Origin of the sequence: Streptococcus sp. 27098_8_22 (genome assembly GCF_041432415.1) — a bacterium.
GTDB lineage: Bacteria > Bacillota > Bacilli > Lactobacillales > Streptococcaceae > Streptococcus > Streptococcus pseudopneumoniae_M.
Window position 1 is genome coordinate 18564 of record NZ_JAPVZP010000004.1, and the last position, 13495, is coordinate 32058.

General features: G+C 40.0%; 26 protein-coding genes. All 26 read right to left on the reverse strand.

Annotated elements, in window-relative coordinates; all coding sequences use genetic code 11:
- Nucleotides 1-4: 4 nt before the first annotated feature.
- Entirely contained in the window at nt 5-271 is a 267-nt protein-coding gene (locus O3633_RS06010; RefSeq protein ID WP_000644115.1) for an ACT domain-containing protein, read from the reverse strand.
- Nucleotides 272-732: 461 nt separating this feature from the next.
- Nucleotides 733-1119: a 50S ribosomal protein L17 gene (gene rplQ, locus O3633_RS06015; RefSeq protein ID WP_000331493.1), complete on the reverse strand. Its 387-nt coding sequence runs from the start codon at nt 1117-1119 to the stop codon at nt 733-735.
- Nucleotides 1120-1130: 11 nt separating this feature from the next.
- Nucleotides 1131-2066, reverse strand: coding sequence for a DNA-directed RNA polymerase subunit alpha (locus O3633_RS06020; RefSeq protein ID WP_000568996.1), 936 nt, complete (start codon nt 2064-2066; stop codon nt 1131-1133).
- A gap of 42 nt (nt 2067-2108) precedes the next feature.
- Nucleotides 2109-2492 (reverse strand): 30S ribosomal protein S11, encoded by a 384-nt coding sequence (rpsK, locus tag O3633_RS06025; protein WP_001118385.1) that lies wholly within the window; start codon nt 2490-2492, stop codon nt 2109-2111.
- 17 nt (nt 2493-2509) lie between these two features.
- A complete protein-coding gene (gene rpsM / locus O3633_RS06030; RefSeq protein WP_000090783.1) occupies nt 2510-2875 on the reverse strand; it encodes a 30S ribosomal protein S13 in 366 nt (121 codons plus the stop codon).
- Nucleotides 2876-2892: 17 nt separating this feature from the next.
- Nucleotides 2893-3009: a 50S ribosomal protein L36 gene (rpmJ, locus tag O3633_RS06035; RefSeq protein WP_001808836.1), complete on the reverse strand. Its 117-nt coding sequence runs from the start codon at nt 3007-3009 to the stop codon at nt 2893-2895.
- Nucleotides 3010-3033: 24 nt separating this feature from the next.
- Entirely contained in the window at nt 3034-3252 is a 219-nt protein-coding gene (gene infA / locus O3633_RS06040; RefSeq protein WP_001029883.1) for a translation initiation factor IF-1, read from the reverse strand.
- A 117-nt stretch (nt 3253-3369) separates the two neighbouring features.
- Nucleotides 3370-4008 (reverse strand): adenylate kinase, encoded by a 639-nt coding sequence (locus tag O3633_RS06045; protein WP_371620733.1) that lies wholly within the window; start codon nt 4006-4008, stop codon nt 3370-3372.
- 155 nt (nt 4009-4163) lie between these two features.
- A complete protein-coding gene (gene secY, locus O3633_RS06050) occupies nt 4164-5474 on the reverse strand; it encodes a preprotein translocase subunit SecY (protein ID WP_000465405.1) in 1311 nt (436 codons plus the stop codon).
- Nucleotides 5475-5486: 12 nt separating this feature from the next.
- A complete protein-coding gene (rplO, locus tag O3633_RS06055; protein ID WP_000766078.1) occupies nt 5487-5927 on the reverse strand; it encodes a 50S ribosomal protein L15 in 441 nt (146 codons plus the stop codon).
- 146 nt (nt 5928-6073) lie between these two features.
- A complete protein-coding gene (gene rpmD / locus O3633_RS06060) occupies nt 6074-6256 on the reverse strand; it encodes a 50S ribosomal protein L30 (protein ID WP_000057243.1) in 183 nt (60 codons plus the stop codon).
- Nucleotides 6257-6269: 13 nt separating this feature from the next.
- Nucleotides 6270-6764 carry a 30S ribosomal protein S5 gene (rpsE, locus tag O3633_RS06065; RefSeq protein ID WP_000874203.1) on the reverse strand — a complete coding sequence of 165 codons (495 nt, stop codon included), beginning with the start codon at nt 6762-6764 and terminating at the stop codon, nt 6270-6272.
- 17 nt (nt 6765-6781) lie between these two features.
- On the reverse strand, nt 6782-7138 hold the full coding sequence (gene rplR, locus O3633_RS06070) for a 50S ribosomal protein L18 (protein ID WP_000624044.1): 357 nt from the start codon (nt 7136-7138) through the stop codon (nt 6782-6784).
- Between the two features lie 83 nt (nt 7139-7221).
- Complete coding sequence (gene rplF, locus O3633_RS06075) at nt 7222-7758, reverse strand: 50S ribosomal protein L6 (protein ID WP_000086627.1); 537 nt, start codon at nt 7756-7758, stop codon at nt 7222-7224.
- Between the two features lie 320 nt (nt 7759-8078).
- The gene (gene rpsH / locus O3633_RS06080) at nt 8079-8477 is read right to left on the reverse strand and encodes a 30S ribosomal protein S8 (protein WP_000245504.1); all 399 of its coding nucleotides are present in this window, start codon (nt 8475-8477) and stop codon (nt 8079-8081) included.
- A 211-nt stretch (nt 8478-8688) separates the two neighbouring features.
- Entirely contained in the window at nt 8689-8874 is a 186-nt protein-coding gene (locus tag O3633_RS06085; RefSeq protein ID WP_001085699.1) for a type Z 30S ribosomal protein S14, read from the reverse strand.
- A gap of 17 nt (nt 8875-8891) precedes the next feature.
- Nucleotides 8892-9434 carry a 50S ribosomal protein L5 gene (gene rplE / locus O3633_RS06090; RefSeq protein WP_000013542.1) on the reverse strand — a complete coding sequence of 181 codons (543 nt, stop codon included), beginning with the start codon at nt 9432-9434 and terminating at the stop codon, nt 8892-8894.
- Between the two features lie 23 nt (nt 9435-9457).
- Nucleotides 9458-9763, reverse strand: a complete 306-nt coding sequence (gene rplX / locus O3633_RS06095) for a 50S ribosomal protein L24 (protein ID WP_000497691.1) — start codon at nt 9761-9763, stop codon at nt 9458-9460.
- Between the two features lie 177 nt (nt 9764-9940).
- The gene (rplN, locus tag O3633_RS06100) at nt 9941-10309 is read right to left on the reverse strand and encodes a 50S ribosomal protein L14 (RefSeq protein ID WP_000616548.1); all 369 of its coding nucleotides are present in this window, start codon (nt 10307-10309) and stop codon (nt 9941-9943) included.
- Nucleotides 10310-10334: 25 nt separating this feature from the next.
- A complete protein-coding gene (rpsQ, locus tag O3633_RS06105) occupies nt 10335-10595 on the reverse strand; it encodes a 30S ribosomal protein S17 (RefSeq protein ID WP_000440801.1) in 261 nt (86 codons plus the stop codon).
- Between the two features lie 24 nt (nt 10596-10619).
- Nucleotides 10620-10826, reverse strand: a complete 207-nt coding sequence (rpmC, locus tag O3633_RS06110; protein WP_000772918.1) for a 50S ribosomal protein L29 — start codon at nt 10824-10826, stop codon at nt 10620-10622.
- A gap of 9 nt (nt 10827-10835) precedes the next feature.
- Nucleotides 10836-11249 (reverse strand): 50S ribosomal protein L16, encoded by a 414-nt coding sequence (gene rplP / locus O3633_RS06115; protein WP_000960948.1) that lies wholly within the window; start codon nt 11247-11249, stop codon nt 10836-10838.
- A 3-nt stretch (nt 11250-11252) separates the two neighbouring features.
- Nucleotides 11253-11906: a 30S ribosomal protein S3 gene (rpsC, locus tag O3633_RS06120; RefSeq protein ID WP_000529936.1), complete on the reverse strand. Its 654-nt coding sequence runs from the start codon at nt 11904-11906 to the stop codon at nt 11253-11255.
- Nucleotides 11907-11918: 12 nt separating this feature from the next.
- Nucleotides 11919-12263 (reverse strand): 50S ribosomal protein L22, encoded by a 345-nt coding sequence (gene rplV, locus O3633_RS06125; RefSeq protein ID WP_000818137.1) that lies wholly within the window; start codon nt 12261-12263, stop codon nt 11919-11921.
- A gap of 11 nt (nt 12264-12274) precedes the next feature.
- Nucleotides 12275-12556 carry a 30S ribosomal protein S19 gene (gene rpsS, locus O3633_RS06130; protein WP_000533766.1) on the reverse strand — a complete coding sequence of 94 codons (282 nt, stop codon included), beginning with the start codon at nt 12554-12556 and terminating at the stop codon, nt 12275-12277.
- Between the two features lie 103 nt (nt 12557-12659).
- Nucleotides 12660-13493: a 50S ribosomal protein L2 gene (gene rplB / locus O3633_RS06135; RefSeq protein ID WP_000512914.1), complete on the reverse strand. Its 834-nt coding sequence runs from the start codon at nt 13491-13493 to the stop codon at nt 12660-12662.
- Nucleotides 13494-13495: the final 2 nt, after the last annotated feature.

A 13495-nucleotide genomic window follows, 5' to 3' on the forward strand; every position in this document is an offset into this window, starting at 1 on the left:
CCTCCTAGATATTGTACATAGCATCAAAAATAGCCGCACTTTGAATATTGATTTTGACATTCAAAGTCTGACCAAAAACCTCAAATTCGTTTCTAAGATGAGTAAAATCTTGTTTTTCATCACTAGATACCACAGCCATCATTGTAAAGAATTCATCCAAGACTGTTTGTGAGATATCATCAATATTTAAGCCTAATTCAGCAATTTTTGTCGCAACACCTGCAACAATTCCAGATTTATCTTTACCAACAACAGTAATAATAGCTTTCATGATTAAACTCCGTTTCTAACACAGAACAATATCCATTTCGGACAAAAATAAAATGAAAAAGGGAGATAGAGTAACTAAATCACTTAATAGTGAACAATTATCCAAGTTGAAATCCTAAAAAATCTCTTAGTTGATCTTGTACCAGACTAGTATTTTTTTACCAAGTCGCTAGTTTAGAACTTGAAACTGATAGTCTATTGGCTCATAACCTCTTTATAGAATATTTTTGAAAAAATGAACATTGTTGATCTTTTTCCATAGTATAGCATATTTCTTAATAAAATACTCAAAAACGCCTGCTTACGAAATTGTTCTTTAGTAAAAAACAATTTCGTAAACAAGCGTCTACCTTATCATCTTATGATGAGTGTTCCCGCTAGGACATAAGTCCTAGCGGTAGACCAGAGCTAGACTAAGAGCACAAGACCCCATCATCATAACACTCAACAAAATTGATGATTTTATACTAATTCGATGATCGCCATTGGCGCTGCATCACCACGACGTGGTTCAGTTTTAAGGATACGAGTGTATCCACCGTTACGCTCAGCATAACGAGGTGCGATTTCTGAGAACAATTTTTGAAGTGCTGTAGTAGAAGTGTACTTATCAGTTGCTTCATCATAGTTTTCAGATGCGATTTCATTACGTACGAAAGCAGCTGCTTGACGACGTGCATGCAAATCACCACGTTTACCTAGAGTAATCATTTTTTCAACAGTTTTACGGATTTCTTTAGCACGAGCTTCAGTTGTCACGATTGATTCGTTGATCAAAAGGTCAGTTGTCAAATCGCGAAGCATTGCTTTACGTTGTGAGCTAGTGCGTCCTAGTTTACGGTAAGCCATTTATTCCTCCTTTATTTATCTTTTAATCCAAGACCCAAATCAATGAGTTTGACTTTCACTTCTTCCAAACTCTTGCGTCCAAGATTTCTTACTTTCATCATCTCTGCTTCAGATTTTTCTGTCAAATCATGCACAGTGTTGATACCGGCACGTTTCAAACAGTTGTATGAACGCACAGACAAGTCAAGTTCCTCAATCGTACGTTCCAAGATACGGTCGTCCGATTCAGTATCAGCTTCTTTCATCACTTCTGCTGACTTAGCAATCTCTGTAAGATTTGTAAACAAATCAAGGTGCTCAGTCAAGATACGCGCTGAAAGCCCTAAAGCATCTTCTGGAATAATTGTTCCATTAGTCAAGATTTCAAGGGTTAATTTGTCGAAACCATCATTGCTACCTACACGAGCAGGTTCAACTTGATAGTTGACTTTTGTAACTGGTGTATAAATAGAATCTACAGCAAGTGTTCCAACTGGTGCATTATCTTTTTTATTTTCATCAGCAGGTACATATCCACGACCACTGTTAACAGTCATTGTCGCTTTTAGAGAAGAACCTTCACCGATTGTAAAGAGATAATGATCTGGATTTACAATTTCAATGTCGCTATCTGTCAAGATATCTCCAGCTGTAATTTCAGCAGGACCTTGCACATCTAGTTCAATGATCTTTTCGTCTTTAACGTAAGATTTTACTGCAATACCTTTGATGTTCAGAATGATTTGCATCACGTCTTCGCGAACACCCGGAACTGTATCAAATTCATGCAATACACCTTCGATATTGATAGATGTTACAGCAGCCCCTGGAAGAGAAGCTAGAAGTACACGACGAAGAGAGTTACCAAGTGTTGTACCGTAACCACGTTCAAGCGGTTCGATTACAAACTTGCCATAATCTTTATTTTCATCAATTTTTGTTATATTTGGTTTTTCAAACTCGATCATTTAGTTACTCCCTCTTAAACGAAAAGCAGTGTAAGGTTATGATTATACACGGCGACGTTTTGGAGGACGAGCACCATTGTGTGGCACTGGAGTCACATCACGAATTGCTGTTACTTCAAGACCAGCGGCAGCAAGAGCACGAATAGCTGACTCACGACCAGAACCTGGACCCTTAACAGTAACTTCAACTGACTTAAGACCGTGTTCTTGTGCAGATTTAGCAGCAGCTTCAGAAGCCATTTGAGCAGCAAATGGTGTAGATTTACGAGAACCTTTAAAACCAAGAGCACCAGCTGATGACCAAGCAATTGCATTACCATGCACATCAGTAATCATAACAATAGTGTTATTAAATGTAGCGTGAATATGAGCAATACCAGATTCGATATTCTTTTTCACACGACGTTTACGTGTTGGTTTAGCCAAGACTTTTACCTCCTATATTATTTTTTCTTACCAGCAATCGCAACAGCTTTACCTTTACGAGTGCGAGCGTTGTTTTTAGTGTTTTGTCCACGGACAGGAAGTCCACGACGGTGACGGATACCACGGTATGAACCGATTTCCATCAAACGTTTGATGTTCAAGTTTACTTCACGACGAAGGTCACCTTCAACTTTGATTGCATCCACTTCACGACGGATAGCATCTTCTTGATCTGGTGTAAGATCGCGAACACGTACATCTTCTGAAATTCCAGCAGCTGCCAAGATTTTCTTAGATGTTGGAAGTCCGATACCGTATACATAAGTCAATGAAATTACTACGCGTTTGTCATTTGGAATGTCAACTCCAGCAATACGAGCCATGTTTTCTCCTTTCTATCTTATCCTTGACGTTGTTTGTGTTTTGGATTTGCTGGGCAAATTACCATAACACGACCATTACGACGAATAACTTTACAGTATTCGCAAATTGGTTTGACCGATGGTCTTACTTTCATTTCTTATCCCTCCAAGTTTTTCGATTATTTAAAGCGGTAAGTGATACGTCCACGTGTCAAGTCATATGGACTCATTTCGACAGTAACACGATCTCCCGCTAAAATACGAATATAGTTTTTACGAATTTTACCAGAAACTGTTGCTAAAATCTGATGTCCATTTTCAAGTTCAACCGTAAACATTGCATTCGGCATAGTATCAACTACTTTACCTTCAACTTCAATCACATCGTCTTTTGCCACGCAAAAGTACCTCCATAAATTTCGATTTGATGCCTCTAGGCACAGAGACAACAATTATAAGTCAGACTAATTCAGTATAACATTTGTAGAAACATTTTGCAAGCATGAAAAACGCTTTTATTTCAAATTTGTCAATACTTTTTCGATATCTGCAAATACATCATTGATATCTTGATTACCTTCGATATCATGTACCAAACCTTTAGCGCGATAGTGGGCAATAATCGGTTCACCTTGGGCAATATTGACATCCAAACGACGTTTTACTGTTTCAGGTTTGTCATCTTCACGTTGGTAATAGTCTTCTTCTTTGTAGTCAACTGGTGGGTTGAAAACTTTGTGGAAAGTTTCGCCAGTTTCACGATGAATGATACGACCACTCAAACGTTCGAGTAGACATGATGGATCTACTTCAATATTGATTACACCCTCAAGTTCAAGACCAAGCTCTACCAAAATTTGATCCAAAGCGTGTGCTTGTTCAATGGTACGAGGGAAACCGTCTAAGAGGAATCCTTTATCCTTAATGTCATCTTGAGCCAAACGTTCTTTAACGATACCGTTTGTAACTTCATCTGGAACCAACTCGCCTTGGTCGATATAAGACTTAGCTAAGACACCCATTTCAGTTTGGTTAGCCATTGCCGCACGGAACATATCACCTGTTGAGATATGAGCAACATGGAATTGTTCAACAATTTTTGCTGCTTGTGTACCCTTACCTGCACCAGGTAAGCCCATAATCAAAAGATTCATGATTCAAACTCCTTTTTTATTTTTAAATAGAAGCAAAAATTCATTTCAACTCCTATTTAAAAACAAAATAGAAGAGAGGAGATAAAAATCTGACAAGGTCTTTGATTTTTAAACTCCACTCTCTGAGCAATAGTGAATTTTCTTTTCTATTACAATTATTCTGTTGTATTCATGAAACCAACATACTTACGTTTCAATAAATAACCTTCCAATTGTTTAATTCCTTCAATACCTGTTGAGATAATGATCAAAAGACTTGTTCCCCCAAAAGCAACGACTTCTGAAAGACCGAATAAATCCTTAGCTACAATAGGTAAAATAGAAATAACACCTAAGAAGAGGGAACCGACTGTTGCGAGACGACGAAGAAGTTTTGACATATACTCTTCTGTCCCTTTACCAGGACGGACACCGTGGATATAAGCACCGCTCTTTTGCAAATTTTCTGCTGCCTTCTCTGGATTAATCTGTACAAATGTATAGAAGAATGTAAAGAGGATAATCAACAGAGCGTACAAAGCGATACCTGTAGGAGCTGTTGTAGATAGTAACTCCTGAGCACTACGTACCCAGGCCCAATCAAGACCAGATGCACTTACAAATTGTAAAATTGCCGCTGGTGCTGCTGTAATTGAGCTAGCAAAGATAACTGGAATAACTCCAGCAGGGTTAATCTTCAATGGAAGATAGGAACTTGACGGTGCTCCTTGTGCTACCTTAGTATACTGAATTGGTATCTTATATTCAGCTTGTTGAACATAAGTTGTAAAGTAAACAATCAATAAGACTGCTACGATTAAGATAGCAACAAAAATGAGGGATGAAGTCAAGCGGTCGCTTGGTACGTTGACAAAATAATCAACATAGATACCCTTAATCATATCAGGAATTGAAGCAACAATCCCCGCAAAGATAATCATGGAAACACCATTCCCATAACCCTTATCAGTAATTTGCTCTCCCAACCAAGTTACAATCATACTACCCGCTGTTAGGATTGCTCCAATCACAAGGAAAACTTGTGGTGTTAGAGGAACAGTCAACAGTTTGGCTCCAGATAAAGCATTAAAACCAGCTGTAATTCCGATAGATTGCACGAATGCAAGAACAAGGGCAATATATCGAGTTGCCTGGTTCAACTTTCTACGACCAACTTCCCCTTGTTTGCCCCACTCTACAAACTTTGGTAATAAATCCATTTGTAAGAGTTGGACAACGATAGAAGCAGTAATGTATGGACTAACACCAAGTGCAAAAACTGAAAAGTTTTTCATGGCATTACCAGACACCAAACTTAACATATTTAGAAAAGATAGACCACTCAAAGCATTCAAGCTATTGGCATTCACCCATGGAACTGTAATACTAGTCCCGATACGGAAGACCAAAACGATAAAAATTGTAAAAAGAATTTTTGATCGAACTTGCTTGACCTTGAGAGCTTCTCTCAATAATTTAAAAAACATAGGTCACCTCTCTTAGATGACTTCTACTGAACCACCTTTAGCAGTGATAGCTTCTTCAGCTGATTTAGAGAATTTAGCTGCTTTCACAGATAATTTCTTAGTCAACTCACCGTTACCAAGGATTTTGATACCTGATTTTTCAGCTTTAACAATTCCTGCTTCGATAAGAACAACTGGAGTTACTTCTGCACCATCTTCAAAGACGTTCAATTGGTCAAGGTTAACAATTGCGTATTCTTTAGCGTTGATGTTAGTAAATCCACGTTTTGGAAGACGACGGAACAATGGAGTTTGTCCACCCTCAAATCCAAGGCGAACTCCGCCACCGCTACGAGCTTTTTGACCTTTTTGACCACGTCCAGATGTTTTACCGTTACCTGATGAAGTACCACGACCAACACGGTTACGAGTTTTACGAGAACCTTCTGCAGGTTTCAATTCATGAAGTTTCATTATATATTTTCTCCTCTTTTGTAAAATGCTAGCGCCGATAAGAGAAAAAAGGTTGTCTCTCCTATCAACTCGCCTATACCTTTGTCATCAAAGATGACTATATCTAGTTTTAGGGGATGGTATACTGCACATCCCCTAAAATTTCATTAGTTTACTTCTTCAACTGTTACCAAGTGAGATACTGCAGTGATCATACCACGTACTGCTGGGTTATCTTCTTTAATAACAGAGCTGTTCAATTTGCCAAGTCCAAGTGCTACAACAGTTTTACGTTGTGATGGAATGCGTCCGATTGGAGACTTAGTCAAAGTAATTTTAATTTGAGCCATTTTATCCCCTTTCTTATGCCAAATCAGAAACTGAAATACCACGAAGGGCAGCAACTTCTTCAGCGCGTTTCAATTGTTTCAAACCTTCAACAGTTGCGCGAACAATGTTGATTGGAGTATTTGAGCCAAGAGATTTAGATGTAACATCAGCTACACCTGCCAACTCGATAACGGCACGAACAGCACCACCAGCGGCAACTCCAGAACCTTCTACAGCTGGTTTCAACAATACTTTAGCTCCACCGAATTCTGAAATAACTTCGTGTGGGATTGTTGTTCCAACCATAGGAACTTCGATCAAGTTTTTCTTAGCATCTTCTACTGCTTTGCGGATTGCTTCTGGAACTTCTTGAGCTTTACCAGTACCAAATCCTACGCGACCGTTGTGGTCACCAACGACTACAAGAGCTGCAAAACGAAGACGACGTCCACCTTTAACAACTTTAGTAACACGGTTAACAGCAACTACGCGTTCTTCTAATTCAACTGCATTGTCTTTAAATGCCATTTTCTAGTGTCCTCCTATTAGAATTTCAATCCGTTTTCACGAGCTGCATCAGCCAAAGCTTTCACACGTCCGTGATATAGATATCCACCGCGGTCGAACACCACTTCTGAAATACCTTTAGCGTTTGCACGTTCTGCAACGAGTTTACCGACAGCAACGGCTTGTTCAGTTTTTGTTCCTTTTGAAACTTCTTTGTCAAGAGTTGAAGCACTTGCGAGCGTTACACCCGCTACGTCATCAATAACTTGAGCGTAGATGCCTGTATTAGAACGGAATACGTTCAAACGTGGGCGATCAGCAGTTCCAGAGAGTTTTCCGCGAACGCGACGGTGGCGTTTTTGGCGGAGTTTGTTTTTATCTGGTTTAGAAATCACAGTTTTCACCTCTTTAGTTTTAAATCGTGTGCTATGCACAAAGTTGGAAAATATGCTGGTGGTTGAAGATCAACCACTCAACATTATTTACCTGTTTTACCTTCTTTAAGACGAACGTATTCGCCAACGTAACGGATACCTTTACCTTTATAAGGTTCTGGTGAGCGAAGGCTACGTACGTAAGCAGCTGTTTGACCAACTACTTCTTTTGAAATTCCGCTGATAACAATGTTTGTTGGGTTTGGAAGTTCAAAAGTAATTCCTTCTGGAGCTTCAACTTCGTCTGGATGAGATTTACCAACAGCCAAGACAAGTTTGTTTCCTTGAAGTTGTGCACGGTAACCAACCCCACGCATTTCAAGTTGTTTCTTGAATCCTTCTGATACTCCAACAACCATATTGTTCAAAAGGGCACGAGTAGTTCCGTGGATAGTTTTCATTTCTTTTGAATCGTTTGGACGGTGAAGAGTTACTTCAGTTCCTTCCACACGGATTTCAATATCTTTTGAGAACTCACGAGTAAGTTCTCCTTTAGGTCCTTTTACAGTTACAACGTTGTCATTGTTAGTGATTTCAACACCAGCAGGCAACACGATAACTTTATTACCAATACGTGACATGTTTTTATTCTCCTGTTAAATTGTCAGGCCATGACGGCCAGTTTTCACGGGGAACTAAGATACAGAGGGCGTTATAAAGTCAAAGTGAAAATAGAAAACTTGAAGAAGAAACTGAAGTTTCTAGGAAAGTTTATCTTTTTCACACAGACTTTAGCCCATGTTCAATTAGTTCATTAATTAAACCAGATACCAAATTCGTTCATTAGCTGAACTGAACACGCTCTAAGAACTGTGCAAAATAGATAAGTTGGCTTGTTTGTAAACAAACTGCTCCAACTTCCTAATTTTGCTTTGTTCTTTACGAGCTTTGTATCTTGATTTTACCAAACGTAAGCGATAACCTCACCACCAACGTTCTTTTGGCGTGCTTCTTTATCAGTAAGCAAACCTTCAGAAGTTGAAAGGATAGCAATTCCAAGTCCGTTAAGTACTTTTGGAAGGTCTTCACGTTTTTTGTAGACACGAAGTCCTGGTTTAGAAACACGTTTCAAGTTTGTGATAACTTTTTCACCGTTTGGTCCGTATTTAAGGAATACACGGATGATTCCTTGTTTGTCATCTTCGATGATTTCTACGTTCTTAACAAAACCTTCGCGTTTAAGGATTTCTGCAATCCCTTTTTTGATGTTTGATGCAGGTACTTCAAGTACTTCGTGTTTTGCTTGGTTAGCGTTACGAATACGAGTTAGGAAGTCTGCGATTGGGTCAGTCATAACCATTTTATTTTCTCCTCTTACTAGTAGTTTGCAAGTTGCACTTGCTAGTTAATGATTGAGCTGGGCTCAGATTGTATTGACACATTCAAACAAGATAATCTCATTTGAACACGAGCTACAACCTGGGCAAAAAAGATAGATTTGTCTTGGAGCATCGCTCCTGCACCAAATCTCCTATTTTTGCTGGGGTTGTTACGCTCTTTGTATCATGATATTACCAAGATGCTTTTGTTACACCAGGGATTTGTCCTTTATATGCCAATTCACGGAAGCAAACACGGCAAAGTTTAAACTTGCGGTAAACTGAGTGTGGACGTCCACAACGTTCACAGCGAGTGTATGCTTGAGTAGAGAACTTCGCTGGGCGTTTGTTCTTAGCAATCATAGATTTTTTAGCCATTAGTTATACCTCCTATATTATTTTGCAAAAGGCATTCCAAGGCCTGTAAGCAATGCACGTGACTCTTCGTCAGTGTTAGCAGTTGTTACGATAACGATGTCAAGACCACGAGTTTTGTCAACGTCATCAAAGTTGATTTCTGGGAAAATCAATTGTTCTTTCACACCAAGAGTGTAGTTTCCGCGTCCATCAAATGATTTTGTTGGAACACCGTGGAAGTCACGCACACGTGGAAGTGAAACTGAAACCAATTTATCCAAGAATTCGTACATACGTTCACCACGAAGGGTAACTTTTGCACCGATCGCTACACCTTCACGAAGACGGAAGCCGGCGATTGATTTTTTAGCTTTAGTGATAAGTGGTTTTTGACCTGAGATAAGCGCCAATTCTTCAGCAGCTTTTTCAAGACTTTTAGCGTTTGATACAGCTTCACCAACACCCATGTTCAAAACGATCTTATCTACTTTAGGCACAGCCATCACTGATGAGTAGTTGAATTGTTCTGTCAAAGCAGGAACTACTTCATTAAGATATTTTTCTTTTAAACGATTTGCCATTATACTTCTCCTTTCCTTCGTGATTAATCAAGCACTTCGCCTGATTTTTTGTTGTAGCGAACTTTTTTACCGTCTACAAATTTGTAACCAACACGACCAGCTACACCATTTTTGTCCAAAACTTGAACGTTTGATACGTGGATAGCTGCTTCTTTCTCGATGATACCACCTTGAGGAAGCTCGTTAGTTGGACGTTGGTGTTTCTTAACGATGTTAACACCTTCAACGATAACTTTGTTTACTTTTGGAAGGGCAGTAAGGACAACAGCTTCTGTTCCCTTATCTTTACCAGCGATTACGCGAACTTTGTCGCCTTTTTTTACAAACATTTTTTTCTCCTTTTATTCTTACGCCCAATGGGCACCCTGGCTATGTCAGGGGACTGTGTTTGTTTGTTTTTGCTCTGTGAAAATTAAAGCAAACCTTCGTCAGTTTCAACTCACCTAACTTAAGTTATGCTTTCGTCTTACTTCCTAGACTTGTTTTAATTTTCTTTGAGCAATCAATTAAAGTACTTCTGGAGCAAGTGACACGATCTTCATGAAGCCACCTTCACGCAATTCACGTGCAACTGGGCCAAAGATACGTGTTCCGCGAGGAGTTTTATCTTCACGGATGATAACTGCTGCATTTTCGTCAAATTTGATGTATGAACCATCAGCACGACGAGCACCTGATTTAGTACGAACGATAACTGCTTTAACAACGTCACCTTTTTTAACCGCACCACCAGGAGTAGCTTGTTTTACAGATGCCACAATAACATCACCGATGTTCGCAAATTTACGTTTAGAACCACCAAGAACTTTGATAGTCAAGATTTCGCGTGCACCGCTGTTGTCTGCGACTTTCAAACGAGTTTCTGTTTGAATCATTTCAGTTTTCTCCTTTCAGGTTTGATTAGATGATAACCGCTTCTTCAACGACTTCTACAAGACGGAAACGTTTTGTAGCTGAAAGCGGACGAGTTTCCATGATACGTACGATATCGCCTTCTTTGGCAACATTGTTTTCATCATGTGCTTTGTATTTTTTAGAGTAGTTAATACGTTTACCATAGACTGGGTGGTTACGTTTTGTTTCAACTACAACTGTGATTGTCTTGTCCATTTTGTCAGATACAACACGTCCAACAAGAACTTTACGATTATTGCGTTCCATTGAAATTTCTCCTTCCCTAGTCTATTATTTCGCTTCAGATTGAACTGTTTTGATACGAGCGATTTGTTTTTTAACTTCTTTCAAGCGAGCTGTTTGTTCTAATTGACCAGTAGCAGCTTGGAAACGAAGTTCAAACAATTCTTTTTTCAATTCGTTTTCGCGCTTCGCGAGTTCTTCTTGAGAAAGACCACGAAGTTCTTTAACAAATTCTTTTACTTCATTAAGTTTCATGCCTTCTCCTTATTCTGCTTCACGTTTTACGAATTTACATTTAACTGGCAATTTGTGGCTTGCAAGACGAAGCGCTTCGCGAGCGATCTCTTCAGATACACCTGCAACTTCAAACATTACTTTACCACGTTTAACTGGTGCTACCCAACCTTCAGGTGCCCCTTTACCAGATCCCATACGAACCCCGATAGCCTTAGCTGTGTATGATTTGTGTGGGAAGATTTTAATCCAAACTTTACCACCACGTTTCATGTAACGAGTCATGGCGATACGAGCAGCTTCGATTTGGCGATTAGTGATCCAATGGCTAGTTGTAGCTTGAAGACCGTATTCACCGAATGCTACTTCTTTTCCACCTTTAGCTTCACCGCGCATTTTACCACGGAATTCACGACGGTGTTTAACACGTTTAGGTACTAACATTGGTTATTTACCTCCTTTAGTGTTTTTACGAGCTGGAAGAACTTCACCACGGTAGATCCATACTTTAACACCAAGTTTACCATATGTAGTGTCTGCTTCTTCCCAAGCATAATCGATATCTGCACGAAGTGTGTGAAGTGGAACAGTTCCCTCAGAGTATCCTTCAGCACGGGCGATATCTGCACCGTTCAAACGACCTGATACTTGAGTTTTGATTCCTTTAGCTCCAGCACGCATTGCACGTTGGATTGCTTGTTTTTGTGCACGACGGAAAGCAACACGTTGCTCCAATTGACGAGCAATTCCTTCACCAACAAGGTGAGCATCCAAATCAGGTTGTTTGATTTCGATGATGTTGATGTGTACTTGTTTTCCAGTCAATTTGTTAAGTTTAGCACGAAGTGCATCAACGTTAGCACCACCTTTACCGATAACCATACCTGGTTTAGCAGTGTGAAGTGAAACGTTAACTTTGTTTACTGCGCGTTCGATTTCAATAGTTGAAACAGCTGCGTCAGCAAGTTCTTTTTGAACGAATTTACGGATTGCAAGATCTTCATGAAGGTAATCCGCGTATTCTTTTTCAGCATACCATTTGGCATCCCAATCACGGATGATGCCGACACGCATACCAATTGGATGTACTTTTTGACCCACGATTTTACCTCCTTATTTTTCTGCAACAGCTACAGTGATGTGAGCTGTACGTTTGTTGATTGGTGAAGCTGAACCTTTCGCACGTGGACGGAAACGTTTCATAGTTGGTCCTTCGTTTGCGAATGCTTCAGATACTACCAAGTTAGCTTTATCCAAACCAAAGTTGTTTTCAGCGTTAGCTACAGCTGAGTTCAAAACTTTCAAGATGATTTCAGCAGCTTTGTTTGGAGTGAATGTCAAAATTGCGATTGCATCGGCTACGCTTTTACCACGGATGTTGTCAAGAACAAGACGTGATTTACGAGGTGAAACACGTACTGTGCGAGCCATTGCTTTAGCTGAAGTAATTTCTGCCATTTATGTTCTCCTTATTTTCTACGTGTCTTCTTGTCGTCTGCGGCGTGACCTTTGTAAGTACGAGTTGGTGCGAATTCACCAAGCTTGTGACCTACCATGTCTTCTTGGATGTAAACAGGTACGTGTTTACGTCCATCATAAACTGCGATAGTGTAACCAATGAAACTTGGGAAGATCGTTGAACGACGTGACCAAGTTTTGATAACTTTTTTCTTTTCGTCGTTAGCTTGAGCTTCAACTTTTTTCATCAAATGCTCATCGACGAAAGGTCCTTTTTTAAGACTGCGTCCCATTTTTATATTTTCTCCTTTAAATTTTGTACCACAGCGGCTTGCGCTCACAAGGAGCGCTACCGAGCTGGCGGAATTTCTAGTTGCTTAAGCGACTAGTTTTAAATTATTTCTCGTTGCGACGACGAACGATAAGTTTGTCAGATTTCGCTTTCTTGTTACGAGTTTTAAGACCAAGAGCAGGTTTGCCCCATGGAGTAGATGGTGCTTTACGACCAACTGGTGCTTTACCTTCACCACCACCGTGTGGGTGGTCGTTAGGGTTCATTACAGAACCACGAACTGTTGGGCGGATACCTTTCCAACGGCTACGACCTGCTTTACCAAGGTTTACAAGTCCATGTTGTTCGTTTCCGACAACACCAACTGTAGCACGACAAGTTCCAAGAATCATACGAACTTCGCCTGATTGAAGACGAACAAGAACGTATTTACCTTCTTGTCCCAATACTTGAGCAGAAGCTCCAGCAGCACGAACCAATTCACCACCACGACCTGGTTTCAACTCAATGTTGTGAACCAAAGTACCAACTGGGATGTTAGCAAGTGGAAGAGCGTTACCTACTTTGATATCTGCTTCAGGACCTGAAACGATACGTTGACCAACTTCAAGACCTTTTGGAGCGATGATGTATGCTTTCACACCGTCAGTGTAGTGTACAAGAGCGATGTTTGCAGAACGGTTTGGATCGTACTCGATAGTTTTAACAACTGCTTCAACGTTATCTTTGTTACGTTTAAAGTCAACCAAACGGTAGAAACGTTTGTGTCCACCACCTTGGTGACGAACTGTGATACGACCGTTGTTGTTACGACCAGCCTTGTTCTTCAAAGCAACAAGCAAAGTTTTTTCAGGTGTGCTTGTTGTGATTTCAGCGAAATCCAAAGAAGTCATATTACGGCGACCGTTTGTTGTTGGTTTATAAACACGAATTCCCACGA

Excerpts from the sequence above, each read along its gene's own strand:
- O3633_RS06020 (WP_000568996.1), bottom strand. The coding sequence starts at position 2,066 with ATGATCGAGTTTGAAAAACCAAATATAACAAAAATTGATGAAAATAAA.
- rpsQ (WP_000440801.1), bottom strand. The coding sequence starts at position 10,595 with ATGGAACGCAATAATCGTAAAGTTCTTGTTGGACGTGTTGTATCTGAC.
- rpmD (WP_000057243.1), bottom strand. The coding sequence starts at position 6,256 with ATGGCTCAAATTAAAATTACTTTGACTAAGTCTCCAATCGGACGCATT.
- rpsH (WP_000245504.1), bottom strand. The coding sequence starts at position 8,477 with ATGGTTATGACTGACCCAATCGCAGACTTCCTAACTCGTATTCGTAAC.
- O3633_RS06085 (WP_001085699.1), bottom strand. The coding sequence starts at position 8,874 with ATGGCTAAAAAATCTATGATTGCTAAGAACAAACGCCCAGCGAAGTTC.
- secY (WP_000465405.1), bottom strand. The coding sequence starts at position 5,474 with ATGTTTTTTAAATTATTGAGAGAAGCTCTCAAGGTCAAGCAAGTTCGA.
- O3633_RS06045 (WP_371620733.1), bottom strand. The coding sequence starts at position 4,008 with ATGAATCTTTTGATTATGGGCTTACCTGGTGCAGGTAAGGGTACACAA.
- rplE (WP_000013542.1), bottom strand. The coding sequence starts at position 9,434 with ATGGCAAATCGTTTAAAAGAAAAATATCTTAATGAAGTAGTTCCTGCT.
- rplN (WP_000616548.1), bottom strand. The coding sequence starts at position 10,309 with ATGATTCAAACAGAAACTCGTTTGAAAGTCGCAGACAACAGCGGTGCA.
- O3633_RS06010 (WP_000644115.1), bottom strand. The coding sequence starts at position 271 with ATGAAAGCTATTATTACTGTTGTTGGTAAAGATAAATCTGGAATTGTT.
- rplV (WP_000818137.1), bottom strand. The coding sequence starts at position 12,263 with ATGGCAGAAATTACTTCAGCTAAAGCAATGGCTCGCACAGTACGTGTT.
- rplF (WP_000086627.1), bottom strand. The coding sequence starts at position 7,758 with ATGTCACGTATTGGTAATAAAGTTATCGTGTTGCCTGCTGGTGTTGAA.
- rplQ (WP_000331493.1), bottom strand. The coding sequence starts at position 1,119 with ATGGCTTACCGTAAACTAGGACGCACTAGCTCACAACGTAAAGCAATG.
- rplP (WP_000960948.1), bottom strand. The coding sequence starts at position 11,249 with ATGTTAGTACCTAAACGTGTTAAACACCGTCGTGAATTCCGTGGTAAA.
- rpsE (WP_000874203.1), bottom strand. The coding sequence starts at position 6,764 with ATGGCATTTAAAGACAATGCAGTTGAATTAGAAGAACGCGTAGTTGCT.
- rpsM (WP_000090783.1), bottom strand. The coding sequence starts at position 2,875 with ATGGCTCGTATTGCTGGAGTTGACATTCCAAATGACAAACGCGTAGTA.
- rpmC (WP_000772918.1), bottom strand. The coding sequence starts at position 10,826 with ATGAAACTTAATGAAGTAAAAGAATTTGTTAAAGAACTTCGTGGTCTT.
- rplO (WP_000766078.1), bottom strand. The coding sequence starts at position 5,927 with ATGAAACTTCATGAATTGAAACCTGCAGAAGGTTCTCGTAAAACTCGT.
- rpsS (WP_000533766.1), bottom strand. The coding sequence starts at position 12,556 with ATGGGACGCAGTCTTAAAAAAGGACCTTTCGTCGATGAGCATTTGATG.
- rpmJ (WP_001808836.1), bottom strand. The coding sequence starts at position 3,009 with ATGAAAGTAAGACCATCGGTCAAACCAATTTGCGAATACTGTAAAGTT.
- rplX (WP_000497691.1), bottom strand. The coding sequence starts at position 9,763 with ATGTTTGTAAAAAAAGGCGACAAAGTTCGCGTAATCGCTGGTAAAGAT.